Genomic DNA, 15,445 nt, shown 5'->3' with positions numbered 1-15,445 from the left:
TCTAAGGGCAGGTGATGATGTTCCAAGACTTCGGCTCCTTCCGTGACCGCCTTCATGAGATCGCCGTGGACGCGGTCCGACCACGGGCCGCCGAGATCGACGCCGACGGCCTTTACCCCGAGGACGTCTACCGGAGATTCGCCGCGGAAGGGCTGCTGGCTCTCAGCCTGCCGCCCGAGCTCGGCGGTCCCGACGGCCACGCCCCCCGGGGGGTCGCCGCGCTCACTCACGCCACCGAGGTGATGGCGCAGTACTCGAGCGCGGCGGGCCTGATGCTGCTGCTGTCCCGGTTGCCCGCGGCGCCCCTGCTCCTTGGGGGGACGCCGGAGCAGCGACGGGAACGGTTGATCCCCCTGGGGCGGGGCCGGAGCAGAGGCTCGTTCTGCATGTCCGAGCCGCAGGCCGGTAGCGATGTGCTTGGTGTGTCCACCCGCGCCGAGCCGGACGGCGACGGCTGGCTGCTCTCGGGTCACAAGAGCTGGGTCTCCGGCGCGGACGAGGCCGACTGGTACGTGGTGGTCGCGACCACGGCCGACCCCGCCGAACGACGGCCGGATGCGCTGCGCGCCTTCATCGTGGACCGGGACGTCCCGGGGCTGAGCCTCCGGCTCCATCCCCGCTCGTCGGTCCGGGGAATGAGCCTGGGGGACATCGGACTCGACCGCGTGCGCGTCCCCGGCGACGCCATGCTGCCGGGTATCACCGGGCTCGGCCCTTTGCTGCGCTCGCTGGCGACCATGCGCCCCGTCGTCGCCGCGCGCGGGCTCGGCCTCGCCGAGGCGGCCCTGATGCACGCGGTGCGCTACGCGGAAACGCGCCAGGTCAACGGGGTGGCGCTGATCCGGCAACAGGGGATCCAGTGGGAACTGGCCCGGGCGGCCGCCGATGTCGAGGCGGCCAGGCTGCTGACCTACCGGGCCGCGGCCCTGGTGGAGAGCGGCGACAGCGGGCCGGATTCGGCCGGGCAACTGGCCGTGGCGAAACTGCACGCCACCGAGTGCGCGGTACGGGTGTCCGGGTTGGCCACGCAGATCTTCGGTGCCGCGGGAAGCGTCGCCGGACACCCGGCGGAACGGTTCTACCGCGACGCGCGGAACCTGACCGTGGTGGAGGGGACGTCGGAGATCCAGCTCGGCATCATCGCCCGCGGTCTCCAGGACCGGCATATGTGGTGGGGATCAGCGGAGAAGAGGACGGTGCGTCAGTGAGCATGTGCGCGGGCCGGGTGGCCGTCATCAGCGGTGCCGGACGAGGCCTGGGAAGGTGCCACGCCGTCGCGCCGGTCGCCTGCACGCGGATGCCCTCGGATCTGGTGACGGACCCGCGCGCGGTCGGCGAGCCGGCGCCCGAGCAGGTCTCGCCGGTGGTCACCTGGCTCGCCGGCGACCCTGACGGCGCGGTACGGTGCGTGCCGTCGTGGCGCCGGGCGTCGTGATGGCCGAACGCAGGTCCCCTTTCCAGGCACTCGCCGTGGTGAGCTATCGCTGGTTCGCCCTCGCCCAGGTGCTGGGCAACGGCGCGATGTGGATGCACCGCACCGCCCACGTGTGGCTCGTCGTCCAGATCTCCGGTGGTGACGGCGTGGCGGTCGGCGTGGTGACCGGCCTGCAGTACATCTCGATGATCCTGCTGGGGCTGAGCGGCGGCGCGCTCGGCGACCGGTTCGACAAGCGCCGGATCATGCTGATGACGCAGAGCGTCGTCGTGCTGGCCAGTGTCGTCCTCGCGGTGCTGATCGCCGGTGACGCCGTGACGCTGCCGATCGCCTACCTCTTCGCCGTCCTGCTGGGCGTCCCGGGAGCGCTGGACGCGCCCGTGCGGCTGGCCTACCCCCGGCAGCTTGTCCCGTACCGGTTCCTGGCCGCGGCGGTCGGGCTGAACGGCGCCGTCTTCCAGCTCGCGCGCGTCGCCGGGCCCGCCCTGGCCGGCGGTGTCATCGCCTTCTCCGGCACCGCCGCGGTTTTCGCCGTCGTCGCGCTGTTCGGCCTGGTCTCCTGCCTCGCGCTGGTGAGGGTGCGCCCGCTGCCCGGCGGCGAGAAGGCGGAGGCGGAGGAGCCCGCGGGCGGTCGCCGGGGTCTCGCGGACCTGCGCGCGCCGGCCTATCTCGTGCCGCTGCTGGGCGGGCTGATGCTCGGCATCGGCATGACCCACCTGCAACTGGCCATCCCGCTGCTGGTGGACTCCACGGAGAAGGACGCGGCGGGGAGCTTCGGCGCGTTGACGGCGATGATCGGGGCCGGCGGCATCGTGGGGGCGGGGCTGGCGGCGTCGCTGAGGTCCGAGCCGACCAACCGGATCCTGCTCGCCTGGTCGGCGGTCTTCGCCGCGGTGACGGTGCTGGTGTCCACGCTCCCGTCAGGGCTCATCCTGGCCGCCGGGCTGTTCGTCGCGGGTGCGACGATGCAGGTGTTCGGCACCTCGGCCATCTCGGCGCTGCAACTGCGCTCACCCGCGAACGTCCAGGGGCGCATGATGGCGCTGTACGTGATCGCCTTCTTCGTCTGGGTCCCGGTGGGGGCGCCGATCTTCGGCTGGTTCGCCAACCTGGTCGGGGCACGGCAGGCCCTGGGTGTCTCCGGACTCGTCTGCCTTGCCGTGGTCGGGCTGCTCGCGCTGTCCTTTCTGACCGGCCGCGCCGTGACGCGCGAGCAGCACCGGGAGTGACCGCGCCCCGGCCGCTCAGCGACGGATCGTTACGGCTCCGGGGTCGCCGTGGCCGGTGAAGTGCCGCTGGAAGTGTGCCCACTCGGTTTGGAGCGCCTCCGGCGGTGTCTGCCGGCGGACCGACCGGATGAGCGCGGTCATCTCCGCCACGGCGGTCCGGTCGTATCCGGCCAGCACCCGTGCCGCCTCGTCGACGGTCTCCACCAGCAGGCTTCCCTGAACCGTCCGGCTCACCAGGCCGAACTCGGTCATCTCGGCGGCGCTGAACCGTTCGCCGAGGAGCAGCATCCGGGTCGCGCGCGCGGCTCCCACCGCGCGGACCAGCCGCGCGGAACCGCCCCAGGCCGGGATTCGCCCGTGTGGCAGGTGCAGGTCCCCGAAGACCGCGTCCTGTGACGCGATCACGAGGTCGCACGCGAGGACCAACTCCAGCCCGCCGGCGAACGCGGCCCCGTTCACCGCGGCGATCACCGGCAGCGGTGACTCCTCGATCGCCGCCATCAGATCGCGTCCGCTCTCCAGGAAGGCCAGGCGGGAGTCCGCGTCCCGCAGGGCGGCGGAGGCCCGGACGTCGGCCCCGGGGCAGAACGCCCTGCCGGTTCCGGTGACGACCAGGGTCCGCACCGCCGGGTCGGCCGCTCCGTCGGCGAGCCACCGGGTCAGCCCGGCGACGATCTCAGGGCCGAGGGCGTTCGCCCGCTCCGGCCGGTCCAGGCGTGCCCACAACGCCGAACCCCGGCGGCTGACCTGAACGTAGCTCATGGCTCGACCACGACCTTGCCGAACACCTGGCCGGAGAGCAGCCGGGAGAACTGCTCACGAGCCGAGTCGAGCGGCGCCACCGAGTCCACCAGCGGCCGGACGCCGCCGGCGACGAGGAACCCGATGAGGTCCTCGAGTTCGGTCCGGGTGCCCATCGTCGAGCCGAGCACGTTGATCTGCCGGGAGAAGAGCCGGGCCAGGTTGGTCGGCGCGTCGAAGCCGGTGGTCGCGCCGGAGAGCACCACGGTGCCGCCCGGGCGTACCGCGGCGAGAGAGGACTTCCAGGTGGCCTGCCCCACGGTGTCGAGGACGACGTCGCAGTCGGACGGCAGCCGCGCCCCGGACATGACGACCTCGTGCGCGCCGAGCTCGGCGGCTCGTCCGGCCTTGGCGGGGTCCCGCGTGACCACGCGCACCCACAGTCCCGCGGCGCGGGCCAGCAGGATCGCGGCCGTGGCCACCCCGCCTCCGGCGCCCTGCACCAGCACCCGGTCACCGGGCCGCGCCCGAGCCTTGGTGAACAGCATGCGGTAGGCGGTCAGCCACGCGGTGGGCAGGCAGGCCGCCTCGGCCCAGGAGAGCGCGGCGGGTTTCGGGACCAGGTTGCGGCGCGGGACGACGATCCGCGCGGCCAGGGTCCCGTGCCCCGCGTCCGAGAGCACGGACCGTTCCGGGTCGAGGGTCTCGTCACCACGGCCGCGCGCGGGGTCGCCGAGGACTGCGTGGATCACGTACTCGTTGCCGTCGTCGTCCACCCCGGCCGCGTCGGTGCCCAGCACGCAGGGAAGGCCGCCTGCCGGAGTGACGGCACCGCGCAGCGTCCACACGTCGTGGTGGTTGAGCGAGGCGGCCCGCACCGTGATCGGCACCCAGCCGTCCGGCGGTACCGGTTCGGGGCGCTCTCCGACGGACAGGGCACTGACGGGGTCGTCGGCCGACGTGGCGTGCGCGAATGCGGCGAGCATCGGGGGGCTCCCTGGGCGGTCGAGGAGAAAGTCCTCGACATCATACCAACTGGCCGGTACGATTCTGGATATTCAACGCCTCGAATGTTCGAGGGATTCCACACCATCGTTGTGTGAGCGTCTGTGCTGAGGAGGATTGGATGACGACCGACTTCGGCGATAAACGGCTCGAGGACTTTCGCGCTGAACTGCGACAGTGGTTGAGTGAGCATCGGCGGCCGGCACTCGCGTCGAAGGGCGAGTACGAGCTGGAGCGCGAAGCCTGGCGGAACCCTGAGTCGCCGCTCTACGAGGACTTCCTCGCCTGGGAGAAGGCGTCGCTGGAAGCCGGGTTGGTCTGTCCGCACTGGCCCGTGGAGTACGGCGGCCGTGGACTGGACGACCTGGAGATGGCCGTCCTCGCCGAGGAGTTCGCACGCGCGGACATGCCGCGAGTGACCCGGGGGATGGGGGAGCGCCTCGCCGGTCCGGCCATCCTCGCGCACGGCACCCCCGAGCAGAAGGCGTACTTCCTGCCGCGTGTCGTCAGCGGCGAGGACAGGTACTGCCAGGGTTTCTCCGAGCCCGATGCCGGCTCGGACCTGGCCGCCGTCGCCACCCAGGGGGTCGTGGAGGGTGACGAGATCGTCATCACCGGGCAGAAGATCTGGACATCCCGGGCGCATCTCGCCGACACGCTGTTCCTGCTGTGCCGGACCGACCCGCACGCCCCCAAGCACAAGGGCATCTCCTACGTGCTCGTCCCCATGAAGGACAACGGGATCACGGTGCGGCCGCTGATCACCATGTCGGGTGAGGACGCGTTCTCCCAGGAGTACATCGACGGCGCCCGAGCTCCCTTGTTCAACGTCATCGGGGGCCTCAACAACGGGTGGCGGTCCGCGATGACCACCCTCGGCAGCGAGCGTGGCGCGGTGGCCGCCGTCCAGCACCTGGAGTACGAGAAGGAGTGGGAGGCCCTGGTCGAGCGGGCCAGGGAACTCGGCAGGGACGCCGATCCGCTCATCCGCCAGAAGCTGGCCTGGGCCTACTGCCAGGTGCACGTCATGAAGGCCACCGGCCAGCGGGTTCTCGCCACCCTCGCCTCCGGCGGGGAACTGGGCGCCGAGGCGTCGCTGACCAAGCTGGTCTGGAGCGAGTACCACCGGAAACTGGGCGAGATCGCCATCGACATCGAGGGCGCGGAGGCGCTGGTGCGTCCCTCGGGCGACGGCTACCGGGTGGGGCGCTGGCAGAAGACGTTCCTCACCAGCCGCGCTGAGACGATCTTCGCGGGAACGAGCGAGGTCCAGCGCCGGATCGTCGCCGAACGGGTACTCGGCCTGCCGAGGTCGTCCTAGCGTGGCGATCCTCGACAACGTGACCGGTGGCGCGCGGTCGGAGGCGGCGCGGGTGACGTCGGACCTGAGCACGCTCTTCCGGCCGCGCTCGGTCGCCCTCGTCGGCGCGACGGAACGTTCCATGTGGTCGGTCAACGCCTTCGAGAACCTGCGTCGCTACTCGCCGCGGATCGCGGTGCACTGCGTCAGCCCTTCGCGGGCGACCGTGCACGGTGTCACGGCGGCGGCCTCCCTCAGCGCGCTGGGAGAGGCGGTCGACCTGGCCTACATCATGTCCCCGCGCGACACCGTTCCCGACATCCTGCGTGAGGCGGCCGCGAACGGGATCGGCGGTGCCATCGTGCTCACCGCGGGATTCGGGGAGACGGACGACGGCCGAGCGCTACAGCGCGAGCTCGTCGCGGCGGTGGAGGAGACCGGCATCCACCTGCTGGGGCCGAACGGCAGCGGGTACGTGGACGTGCGGCACCAGGTCGTACCGTTCGGCCTCGCGCTGCCGGACCTGCCCGACCCCGGCGGTGCCTCGTTCGTCCTGCAGTCGGGCGGCCTGATGAAGCCGTTGCTCTCCCTCGCCAGAGCCTGGGGCGTGGGGGTCGGCATGCTGGCGGGCACCGGGAACGAGGCCACGCTCTCGTCCACCGATGTGGCGCGGTATCTCATCGAGAGCGAGGAGACCGGGGCGATCGGCCTGTTCCTCGAGGCGTTCAGGGACGCCGAGGGCTTCCGGTCGCTGGCGGAGCGCGCGCTCGAACTCGACCGGCCGGTCGTGGTGCTCCCGGTCGGGCGCAGTGAGGTGGCCCGGCGAACGGCGATGTCGCACACCGGGGCGCTGGCGGGAGACTCCGCGGTGACGTCCGCGGTGCTGCGGGAGCTCGGCGTGGTCGAGGTCTCCTCGATGGAGGAGTTCGTCGCGACGACCGAGCTGCTCTCTCGCGGGGTGCGGCCGCGCGGTGGCCGCCTCGGCGTGGTCTCGGCGTCCGGCGGAAGCTGTGAGCTGGTGGCGGACAAGGCCGCCGACGAGGGGATGACCCTGCCGCGGCTGCCACCCGCGGCGCTGGAGGAGCTCCGCTCCCTGCTGCCGGCCTTCTCCCACGTGCAGAACCCTCTCGATGTCACCGGTTACGCGACGGTGAACCCGAGACTGCCGGTGGACGCGGCCGCCATCATGGGCAGGACCGGGGCGGAGCACTACGACCTGCTGCTGTTCCAGGCGTTCGTCGCGCCCCCCGGGCGACCCGCCGACCCCGACTTCACCCGCGCCCACTTCGCGGCGATCGCGGACACCGTCAAGGGGCTCGACGTCCCGGTGCTGCTGCAGGACGAGGTGGGTGTCGGGCTCAGCGACTTCGCCCGGGAGCTGTTCGCGGAACTCGGCCTCGTCAGGTTGCCGGGAGTCGAGGTCGGGTTGCGCGCCGTCGCCAACGCGATGCGCTACACGGGCAGCAGAGAGTGGCTGCGCGGGGCGGAGCGGACCGGCGCCGCCCGGCCGACGTCGTCCGCACCTCTGCCGGAGGGCCCGCTGTCGGAGGCGCGGGCACTGGAGTTGCTGGGTGGCCACGGCGTCCCGGTGATGCCCCACCGCCTGGTCTCGGACGCGGCGGGCGCGGTGGAGGCCGCACGGCTGCTCGGTGGCCGGGTGGTGTTGAAGATCTGCTCGCCGGACATCGCCCACAAGTCCGATGTCGGTGGCGTCGTCCTCGACGTCGAGGGTGACGACGCGGTGGCCGAGGCGTACACCGGCCTGATGGCCACGGTCACCGCCCGGGTACCGGAGGCGCGCCTGGACGGCGTGCTCGTCGCGCCCTTCCGCCCCGGTGGCGTCGAGCTGATCGTCGGCATCAACCGCGACCCCGTCTGGGGGCCCGTTCTCGTCCTCGGGTTCGGCGGTGTGCTGGTGGAGGTACTGGCGGACGTGGCGATACGGCCGCTGCCGGTCAGCGCGCGAGAGGTCACCGAGATGCTCGACGGGCTCAGGGGGGCGGCACTCCTACGGGGAGCACGAGGCCGTGCGGCCGGCGATGTCGACGCCGTGGTCGCGGCGGTCCTGGCATTGGCGGACGCGGCACTCGGCTGGGGTGACGGCTGGGATTCAGTGGAGGTCAACCCGATGCGGGTCGACGGGACGGTGGTCGAGGCCCTCGACGCCCTCGTGGTCGGTAAGTCGGCGTGACACTCACCAGGAAGCGTAAGGAGACGGCAATGAGGCTTGGATTCACGGCTGAGCAGGAGGAACTGCGCACCGGCGTGCGTCGCCTGCTCACCGAGCACGCGAGCACCGACAGGCTGCGGGCGGAGTTGGAGTCCGAGGAGCCCTACGACGCGGGGCTCTGGAAGCTGATGGCGGAGAGCCTCGGACTGCACGCGATGGCGATTCCCGAGGAGTACGGCGGCGCGGGCTACGGCTTCCGCGAGCAGTCGGTGGTGCTGGAGGAGATGGGCCGGGTGCTGCTGCGCTCGCCCTACCTGTCCACCGTGGTCGTGGCGGCCAACGCCCTGCTGCTCGGCGACGACGAGGAAGTGCGCCGCGAGTGGCTGCCCCGCATCGCCGCCGGCGACGCGATCGCGAGCCTGGCCCACGTCGAGGCGGACGGGGACTGGCGGGCCACCCGCCCCCGGGTGAGCGCGGTACGCGACGGCGAGGGCTGGCGCGTCACCGGGACCAAGTCGTTCGTGATGGACGGCGTCCAGGCGGACCTGCTCCTCGTCCTGGCCTCGGTCGCGGGCGGCGAGGAGGGCGAGACCGTGCTGCTCGCCGTGGACACCCGCGAGGCGGGCGTCGTCGCCGAGGACGTACCCGTGCTGGACATGACACGGCGGCTGGCGACGGTGACGTTCGCCGACGCCCGCGGCCGGGCGGTCGCCCTGGGAGCCCGCGCCCGGCGGGTGCTGGACGCGACCCTCGGCATCGCGGCCGCCGGCCTGGCGTGCGAGCAGGTGGGCGGTGCCGCGCGGTCCCTGGAGGTGGCCGTGGAGTACGCCAAGGTCCGCGAGCAGTTCGGCGTCCCCATCGGCAGCTTCCAGGCCATCAAGTTCAAGTGCGCCGACATGCTGCTCGACCTGGAGGCGGCGCGCTCCGCGGCGTACTACGCGGCGGCCGCGGTCGCCGACGACGCGGAGGACCTGTCCATCGCGACCTCCGTGGCGAAGGCGGTCTGCTCGGACGCCTACACGGCCATCACCGGAGAGATGATCCAGGTACTCGGCGGGATCGGCTACACCTGGGAGCACGACGCCCACCTCTACTTCAAGAGGGCGAAGGCCTCCCAGCACCTTTTCGGAGACTCCGACCTGCACCGCGAGCAGCTCGCCGTCCGGGTGGGGGTCTGACGTGGCCCGCAACGAGGGGAAGCAGGCGCCGAAGCCCACCCCCGACACCCGGCCCTACTGGGACGGCGCCGCGGCCGGTGAGCTGCGGCTGCCGCGGTGCGTCCCGTGCGGCAGGGCGTTCCTCTACCCGCGCTCGGTCTGCCCCTTCTGCTCGTCGTCGGACATCGAGTGGTTCACCGCCACCGGCAGGGGAAAGCTGCACTCCTACCTGATCGCCCACCGGCCGTCGCCCGGCTTCGAGAACGAGGGACCGTACGCCGTGGCGGTGGTGGAGCTTGAGGAGGGTCCAAGACTCATGTCCAACATCGTCGGGGTTCCCAACGACCCGGAGCACCTTGTCCTCGACATGGATCTCGAGGTCGTCTTCGACAAGCACGGTGACGTCGCCGTTCCGAAGTTCCAGCCGGCGGGCGGTGGCCGATGAGCATCCGAGGCAGGGTCGCGATCGTCGGAGCCGCCGAGTCCGAGCAGCTCGGGCGCATCCCCGACAAGTCCGCGCTGCAGCTGCACGCCGAGTCCGGGCTGGCCGCGCTGCGCGACGCGGGGCTCACCGTCGCGGACGTCGACGGGGTGGCCTGCGCGGGGGAGAGCCCGCTGGACGTCGCCAACTACCTGGGTATCAACCCCTCCTACCTGGACGGGACGATGGTCGGCGGGACGTCGTTCATGCTGCACGTCCGGCACGCCGCCGCCGCGATCATGGCCGGGCTCTGCGAGACGGTCCTGATCACCCACGGCGAGTCCGGCAGGTCCCGGGTCGGCATGCAGCCGTGGGCCCCCGCGCCGCAGTCGATGCGCGGGCAGTTCGAGGTGCCCTACGGCGGGGTCTTCGCGCCGTCGACGTTCCCCATCGGGGTACTGCGCTACATGAAGCAGTACGGCATGACGCCGGAACAGCTGGCGATGGTGCCGGTCGTCCAGCGGAAGTGGGCCGCCCTCAACCCGCGGGCGAAGCTGCGGGACGAGATCACCGTCGACGACGTGCTGTCCTCCAAGATGATCTCCTACCCGCTCCACCTGCTGGAGTGCTGCCTGGTCACCGATGGCGGCGCCGCGGTGGTGGTCACCTCCGCCCGGCGGGCCGCCGACGGGCCGAAACCTCCCGTGTACCTGCTGGGGGCCGGTGAGGCGGGAGAGTCGTCGGCCATCTCGCAGATGGCGGACCTGACGTCGTCCCGCGCGTTCCGGGATGCCGGCCGCGCGGCGTTCGCGGAGGCCGGGGTCTCGCACTCCGAGGTGGACCACCTGATGATCTACGACGCCTTCGCGCACGTCCCGCTGTACGGGCTGGAGGATCTGGGCTTCGTGGGCCGCGGGGAGTCCTTCGGATTCGTCGGGGAGGGTCACACGGCCCCCGGCGGGCGACTTCCGATGAACACCAACGGCGGCGGTCTGGCGTACACGCACACCGGGATGTACGGCATGTTCGCCATCTGCGAGTCCGTACGCCAGGTACGCGGGGAGGCCGCGGCCCAGGTGGACGGGGTGCGGACCAGCGTCGTGCTGGGGAACGGCGGCTCGTTCATGAGCGCGGGCGTCCTGGTGCTCGGCGCGGAAGAGGTCGCCGCCGCCTGAGGCGCCACCCCGTTGTCGAAACATGATTGTCGAAACATGTGAACAGGAGGACGGATGTCGCGGTTGTGTGAGGGACGCGTGGTGATCGTGACCGGTGCGGGAAACGGCATCGGCCGCTTCCACGCGCTGGAGTTCGCCCGCCAGGGGGCCAAGGTGGTCGTCAACGACCGGGGCGTCGAGCGTGGCGGCGCGGGTGGCTCGCGCACGCCGGCCGACGCGGTCGTCGCGGAGATCGAGGCGATGGGAGGCGAGGCCGTCGCCGACCACGGCGACATCGCCGACATGGCCTCGGCCGAGGCCATGGTGCAGACCGCCGTCGACCGGTTCGGCACCCTGGACGTGCTGGTGAACAACGCCGGCATCGTGCGTGACCGCACGCTGACCAACATGACGGAGGAGGAGTGGGACGACGTCATCAGGGTCCACCTGAAGGGAACCTTCGCGCCGTCCCGCGCCGCCGCCCGGTACTGGAAGGCGCGTGCCAAGGCGGGCGAGAAGCTGTCCGCGCGCCTGGTCAACACCTCGTCCTCGTCCGGCCTGCTCGGTAACATCGGCCAGACCAACTACGGGGCGGCCAAGGCGGGCATCGCCGGCTTCACCGTGATCGCGGCCATGGAACTCGCTCCGTACGGGATCACCGTCAACGCGGTCGCTCCCGGAGCGCGAACCCGGATGACCGAGGGGCTGATGGCCGAGCCCGAGGGGGACTTCGACCCCTACGACCCGGCCGCCATCTCGCCGCTGGTCGCCTGGCTGGGCAGCGAGCGGTCCGCCGGCGTCACCGGACAGGTCTTCGGGTCCAGCGGAGGACTGCTCAGCGTGTACGAGGGCTGGAACGTCGGCCCCACCGCGGAGCTGCCCCGGCTGTGGCGCGCCGAGGAGATCGACGGAGCGGTCCGCAAGCTGCTGGCCCAGTCCGTGCAAAACCCCCGGCTGCCCCAGCTGGACGGGGCCTGACATGGCCCTCGACCTCGACGCGGTCGGCCGGATCAGCGAGCCGGTGGACATCTCGTGGGGATCCGACGAGGCGCTGCTCTACGCCGTCTCGGTCGGCGCCGGGCAGGATCCGGGCGCCGAGCTGTCGGTGACCACGGAGAACAGCGAGAACCTGCGCCAGCGGGTGCTGCCGACCTTCGGCGCGCTGCTCAGCCAGCGGGTGTCCAGGCCGGACATCGGTTCGTACGACAGGAGCCGGCTGCTCCACGCCGAGCAGCACCTGGAGCTGGCGGCCCCGCCGGCGGTCTCCGGCCGGGCGAGACTGACCGCCGAAGTGCTGGCGATCCATGACAAGGGCAGCGGGGCGATCGTGTGGACCGGCGTCCGCGCGGTCGATCCCATCTCCGGCGCGCCGATGTTCTCCACCCGGTCGGCCGCCTTCATCCGGGGTGCGGGAGGCTTCGGCGGCCCCCGGGGGGCCGCCGACGACTGGAAGCGGCCGGCGCGTTCTCCGGACGAGATCGTGCGCTACCAGACCCGTCCGGAACAGGCGCTGCTCTACCGCCTGACCGGTGACCGCAACCCCCTGCACTCGGATCCCGCGTTCGCGGCCCGTGGCGGGTTCGACCGGCCGATCCTGCACGGGATGTGCACGTACGGCTTCACCGGCAGGGCCGTCGTGGCGGCCGCCTGCGGCGGCGATCCGGATCTGCTCACCGCCATCGGCGGCCGGTTCCGCGGCATCGTCGTCCCCGGGGAGGCTCTGGAGGTCCGCCTGTGGCTGGACGGGGCCGACGTGCTGTTCCAGACCGTCCGGGCGGACGGGACCGTGGTGATCGACCGAGGTGTCGCGCGGATCGACGCGTCCCGTCGCTCCTGGTAGATGACACCTCCCGACTTGGCAATATGTGAGGCACGAAGTGAACAAACGTTCCGCCGGACTTGATCCGTACGACTTCCTCGACATCGACTCGCTGCTCGGCACCGAGGAGAGGGAGATCCGCGACACGGTCCGCCGTTTCGTCAGGGAGCGGGTGTTGCCGGAGATCGGCGACTGGTACGAGAGGGGGGTGTTCCCGCGCGAGATCACCAAGGAACTCGGCTCCCTGGGGCTGCTCGGCATGCACCTGGACGGCTACGGCTGTGCCGGTACCAACGCGGTCTCCTACGGCCTGGCCTGCCTGGAGGTGGAGGCGGGTGACAGCGGCCTGCGCAGTTTCGTGTCCGTGCAGGGTTCCCTGGCGATGTTCCCGATTCGCGCCTACGGATCGGAGGAGCAGCGGGAGACCTGGTTGCCGCGGATGGCGGCGGGGGAGGCCATCGGGTGCTTCGGGCTGACCGAGCCGGACTCCGGCAGCGACCCCGGCAGCATGCGGACGACGGCCCGCCGGGACGGTTCCGACTGGGTTCTCAACGGGACCAAGATGTGGATCACCAACGGTGGCATCGCGGATGTGGCCGTGGTGTGGGCCCGAGCCGAGGAAGGCGTGCGGGGCTTCGTGGTCCCCACCGACACGCCGGGGTTCAGCACCAGGGACGTTCACGGGAAGCTCTCCATGCGGGCCTCGGTGACCTCCGAACTGGTGCTGGAGGACGTGCGGCTGCCGCAGGACGCGGTGCTGCCCGGCGTCGTGGGGCTGAAGGGCCCGCTGTCCTGCCTGAACGAGGCGAGGTTCGGGATCCTGTTCGGCGCGGTCGGCGCGGCACGGGCGTGCTACGAGGCGGCGGTGGAGTACAGCGTCTCCCGCACGCAGTTCGGCAAGCCGGTGGCCGGTTTCCAGCTGGTGCAGCGGAAGCTGGCCGAGATGGCGGTCAGCGTCAACCGGTCGAGCCTGCTGGCGATTCACCTGGGGCGGCTCAAGGACGCGGGGAGGCTGGTGCCGGCTCAGGTGAGCTTCGGCAAGCTGGACAACGTCCGGCAGGCCCTCGACGTCGCGCGCGAGGCGCGCGGCTGTCTCGGCGCGAACGGGATCACGCTGGAGTACCCGGTGATCCGGCACATGACCAACCTGGAGTCGGTCTCCACCTACGAGGGCACGCACGAGATCCACACCCTGGTACTCGGTGAGGCGATCACCGGGATGCCCGCGTACCGATGACCGGCACACCGGCGGGGTACCGGGACCGGTTCCCGGTGCCCCCGCCGGCGGCGACGCGGGCCGGTTGTTCCGTTCAACGAAGGCAGGGAGGTGGCCGGCGGGTACGGGTAACCATCATCGGGGTGAACGTCTGAGGGGCGGGCACGATCTTCCGGGACAGGGCCGCTGTCTGGAAGGTCAGCCCATGTGCGGGTAGCGGTGGTCGGTCGGCGGGTAGGAGGACCGCTGTCGGGTTCACCTCGTGAGACCAGCTGATCAGTCTCCTGGGAGACGAATCCGCCCAGCGCCGCCACCGGCACGTGTAGCCGCTCCAGCACATCCGGGGCCCGCGCCACCACTTTCCCCCGGCCCCGGTGGCTTTCCCGGTCGGTTGCAAGCCGGTTCCCAGCTCCGTCCGGCACCGTGGTGCGCACGTGCGACGGCGAGGACCGCCGCCATTCATGGCATTTCGCCGACCAGGAAACGAAGGTGCTTGTGAGGCGCGTCATGCCCCTGCTCGTTCTCGGCCCGCCGGCCACGCCGTTACCGGGACCCGCCCATGCGGCCGAGTACGGCCATCTGGTCGTCCAGAGCATCCAGGCGGACAGGACCACCCGCACCGGGCTGTGCCGACGAGACGAAGGGCAGCTGCCATGACAAGGATCTCGATCGACGACATGCCCACCGGGGATCTCCTGGCGGGCACGTCGCTGGGGGAGTTGTTCGCGGCCTCGGTGGCTCGGAACCCTGATGCGGTGGCCATCGTCTCCGACGGCCGCTCGGTGTCGTACCGGGAGCTTGACGAGTGGTCGGACCGGCTCGCGCAGTGGCTGAGCGAGCGGGGGGTGCGGCCGGAGTCGCGGGTGGCGCTGGTGCTGCCACGCTCGGTGGAACTGGTGGTCGCGGTGCTGGCCGTGACCAAGGCCGGCGGCGTGTTCGTGCCGGTGGATCCGGCCTATCCGCTACGACGGCAGGAGTTCATGCTGGCCGACGCAGCTCCGGCGCTGGTGCTGCGGGACACCCTTCCGGACGTGTCGGCACATCCGGCGGTGCCGCGCGCGGCCGGCGGGCCGTTGACCCGGGCGGCGTACGTGATCTACACCTCCGGGTCGACCGGCACACCCAAGGGCGTGGTGGTCTCGCATCAGGGGCTGGCGGCATTGGCGTTGGCGCAGGCGCAGCGGCTGGGTGTGGGCAGGGGGGCGCGGGTGTTGCAGTTCTCGTCTCCGAGCTTCGACGCGTGGGTGTGGGAGGTCATGGCGCTGGCCTCCGGGGCGGTGCTGGTGGTGCCGCCGCCGGGTCGGTTGGCGGGTGCGGAGCTGGCCGATCTACTGGTGCGGGAGCGGGTCAGTCATGCGACGTTGCCGCCGGCGGTGCTGGCGACGGTTCCGGTGGTGGAGTTGGCGGATCTGGTGACGTTGGTGGTCGCGGGTGAGGCGTGCGGTCCGGAGTTGGTGGAGCGGTGGGCGCCGGGCCGGCGGATGGTGAACGCCTACGGGCCGACGGAGTCGACGGTGTGCGTGTCGATGTCGGTGCCGCTGCAGCCGGGTGGTGGGGTGCCGATCGGTCGTCCGGTGCGCGGCACCCGGGTGTATGTGCTGGATGAGCGGCTTCGTCCGGTGCCGCCGGGCGTGGTGGGGGAGTTGTACGCGGCCGGTGCGGGGGTGGCCCGGGGGTATCTCAACCGGCCCGGTCTCACCGGTGAGCGGTTCGTCGCCGACCCCTACGGCCCCGCCGGGTCGCGGATGTATCGCACGGGGGATCTGGCCCGGTGGAACGCCGATGGTGAGCTGGAGTT

15 protein-coding genes are annotated in these 15,445 nt (G+C 71.6%); 13 read left to right on the top strand and 2 right to left on the bottom strand.

Going from position 1 to position 15,445, the window contains the following annotated elements:
• The first annotated feature begins 14 nt into the window (after positions 1-14).
• Genes ABZU75_RS03950 through ABZU75_RS03940 form a run of 3 tightly spaced genes read left to right on the top strand, consistent with a single transcriptional unit; the run spans position 15 to position 2,664 of the window.
• Positions 15-1,208 carry an acyl-CoA dehydrogenase family protein gene (locus tag ABZU75_RS03950; protein WP_355549413.1) on the top strand — a complete coding sequence of 398 codons (1,194 nt, stop codon included), beginning with the start codon at positions 15-17 and terminating at the stop codon, positions 1,206-1,208.
• Complete coding sequence (locus ABZU75_RS03945) at positions 1,205-1,435, top strand: hypothetical protein (RefSeq protein ID WP_355549232.1); 231 nt, start codon at positions 1,205-1,207, stop codon at positions 1,433-1,435. The genes ABZU75_RS03950 and ABZU75_RS03945 overlap by 4 nt, the downstream gene beginning before the upstream one ends.
• Positions 1,405-2,664 (top strand): MFS transporter, encoded by a 1,260-nt coding sequence (locus ABZU75_RS03940; protein WP_355549230.1) that lies wholly within the window; start codon positions 1,405-1,407, stop codon positions 2,662-2,664. Before ABZU75_RS03945 ends, ABZU75_RS03940 begins: the two co-directional genes overlap by 31 nt.
• Before the next feature lie 15 nt (positions 2,665-2,679).
• Here ABZU75_RS03940 and ABZU75_RS03935 read toward each other — a convergent pair whose 3' ends face one another.
• Both ABZU75_RS03935 and ABZU75_RS03930 read right to left on the bottom strand, forming a co-directional pair.
• Positions 2,680-3,426: an enoyl-CoA hydratase/isomerase family protein gene (locus tag ABZU75_RS03935; protein WP_355549228.1), complete on the bottom strand. Its 747-nt coding sequence runs from the start codon at positions 3,424-3,426 to the stop codon at positions 2,680-2,682.
• Positions 3,423-4,391: a zinc-binding dehydrogenase gene (locus ABZU75_RS03930; protein WP_355549226.1), complete on the bottom strand. Its 969-nt coding sequence runs from the start codon at positions 4,389-4,391 to the stop codon at positions 3,423-3,425. The genes ABZU75_RS03935 and ABZU75_RS03930 overlap by 4 nt, the downstream gene beginning before the upstream one ends.
• 140 nt (positions 4,392-4,531) lie before the next feature.
• On the opposite strand from ABZU75_RS03930, the gene ABZU75_RS03925 reads away from it, so the two are divergent.
• From ABZU75_RS03925 to ABZU75_RS03880, 10 genes are all read left to right on the top strand, one after another.
• Complete coding sequence (locus ABZU75_RS03925) at positions 4,532-5,731, top strand: acyl-CoA dehydrogenase family protein (protein ID WP_355549224.1); 1,200 nt, start codon at positions 4,532-4,534, stop codon at positions 5,729-5,731.
• Position 5,732: 1 nt separating this feature from the next.
• The gene (locus ABZU75_RS03920) at positions 5,733-7,901 is read left to right on the top strand and encodes an acetate--CoA ligase family protein (protein WP_355549222.1); all 2,169 of its coding nucleotides are present in this window, start codon (positions 5,733-5,735) and stop codon (positions 7,899-7,901) included.
• Positions 7,902-7,930: 29 nt separating this feature from the next.
• Complete coding sequence (locus ABZU75_RS03915) at positions 7,931-9,058, top strand: acyl-CoA dehydrogenase family protein (protein ID WP_355549220.1); 1,128 nt, start codon at positions 7,931-7,933, stop codon at positions 9,056-9,058.
• A 1-nt stretch (position 9,059) separates the two neighbouring features.
• Entirely contained in the window at positions 9,060-9,482 is a 423-nt protein-coding gene (locus ABZU75_RS03910; RefSeq protein ID WP_355549218.1) for a Zn-ribbon domain-containing OB-fold protein, read from the top strand.
• Positions 9,479-10,633, top strand: coding sequence for a thiolase (locus ABZU75_RS03905; RefSeq protein ID WP_355549216.1), 1,155 nt, complete (start codon positions 9,479-9,481; stop codon positions 10,631-10,633). Before ABZU75_RS03910 ends, ABZU75_RS03905 begins: the two co-directional genes overlap by 4 nt.
• A 54-nt stretch (positions 10,634-10,687) precedes the next feature.
• Positions 10,688-11,590, top strand: coding sequence for an SDR family oxidoreductase (locus ABZU75_RS03900; protein WP_355549214.1), 903 nt, complete (start codon positions 10,688-10,690; stop codon positions 11,588-11,590).
• A gap of 1 nt (position 11,591) precedes the next feature.
• Complete coding sequence (locus ABZU75_RS03895; protein ID WP_355549212.1) at positions 11,592-12,452, top strand: MaoC/PaaZ C-terminal domain-containing protein; 861 nt, start codon at positions 11,592-11,594, stop codon at positions 12,450-12,452.
• 37 nt (positions 12,453-12,489) lie between these two features.
• Positions 12,490-13,668: an acyl-CoA dehydrogenase family protein gene (locus ABZU75_RS03890; protein WP_355549210.1), complete on the top strand. Its 1,179-nt coding sequence runs from the start codon at positions 12,490-12,492 to the stop codon at positions 13,666-13,668.
• 486 nt (positions 13,669-14,154) lie between these two features.
• Positions 14,155-14,304 carry a hypothetical protein gene (locus tag ABZU75_RS03885; protein ID WP_355549208.1) on the top strand — a complete coding sequence of 50 codons (150 nt, stop codon included), beginning with the start codon at positions 14,155-14,157 and terminating at the stop codon, positions 14,302-14,304.
• Positions 14,301-15,445, top strand: a 1,145-nt coding sequence (locus ABZU75_RS03880) for an amino acid adenylation domain-containing protein (protein ID WP_355549206.1), incomplete at its 3' end; no start/stop codon positions are given. The genes ABZU75_RS03885 and ABZU75_RS03880, both read left to right, overlap by 4 nt.

Source organism: Streptosporangium sp. NPDC005286 (assembly GCF_040607515.1).
Taxonomy (GTDB): Bacteria; Actinomycetota; Actinomycetes; order Streptosporangiales; family Streptosporangiaceae; genus Streptosporangium.
This window is presented reverse-complemented; position numbering and strand designations above follow the sequence as displayed.

Excerpts from the sequence above, each read along its gene's own strand:
- ABZU75_RS03905 (WP_355549216.1), top strand. The coding sequence starts at position 9,479 with ATGAGCATCCGAGGCAGGGTCGCGATCGTCGGAGCCGCCGAGTCCGAG.
- ABZU75_RS03900 (WP_355549214.1), top strand. The coding sequence starts at position 10,688 with ATGTCGCGGTTGTGTGAGGGACGCGTGGTGATCGTGACCGGTGCGGGA.
- ABZU75_RS03915 (WP_355549220.1), top strand. The coding sequence starts at position 7,931 with ATGAGGCTTGGATTCACGGCTGAGCAGGAGGAACTGCGCACCGGCGTG.
- ABZU75_RS03935 (WP_355549228.1), bottom strand. The coding sequence starts at position 3,426 with ATGAGCTACGTTCAGGTCAGCCGCCGGGGTTCGGCGTTGTGGGCACGC.
- ABZU75_RS03885 (WP_355549208.1), top strand. The coding sequence starts at position 14,155 with ATGCCCCTGCTCGTTCTCGGCCCGCCGGCCACGCCGTTACCGGGACCC.
- ABZU75_RS03930 (WP_355549226.1), bottom strand. The coding sequence starts at position 4,391 with ATGCTCGCCGCATTCGCGCACGCCACGTCGGCCGACGACCCCGTCAGT.
- ABZU75_RS03895 (WP_355549212.1), top strand. The coding sequence starts at position 11,592 with ATGGCCCTCGACCTCGACGCGGTCGGCCGGATCAGCGAGCCGGTGGAC.
- ABZU75_RS03925 (WP_355549224.1), top strand. The coding sequence starts at position 4,532 with ATGACGACCGACTTCGGCGATAAACGGCTCGAGGACTTTCGCGCTGAA.
- ABZU75_RS03950 (WP_355549413.1), top strand. The coding sequence starts at position 15 with ATGATGTTCCAAGACTTCGGCTCCTTCCGTGACCGCCTTCATGAGATC.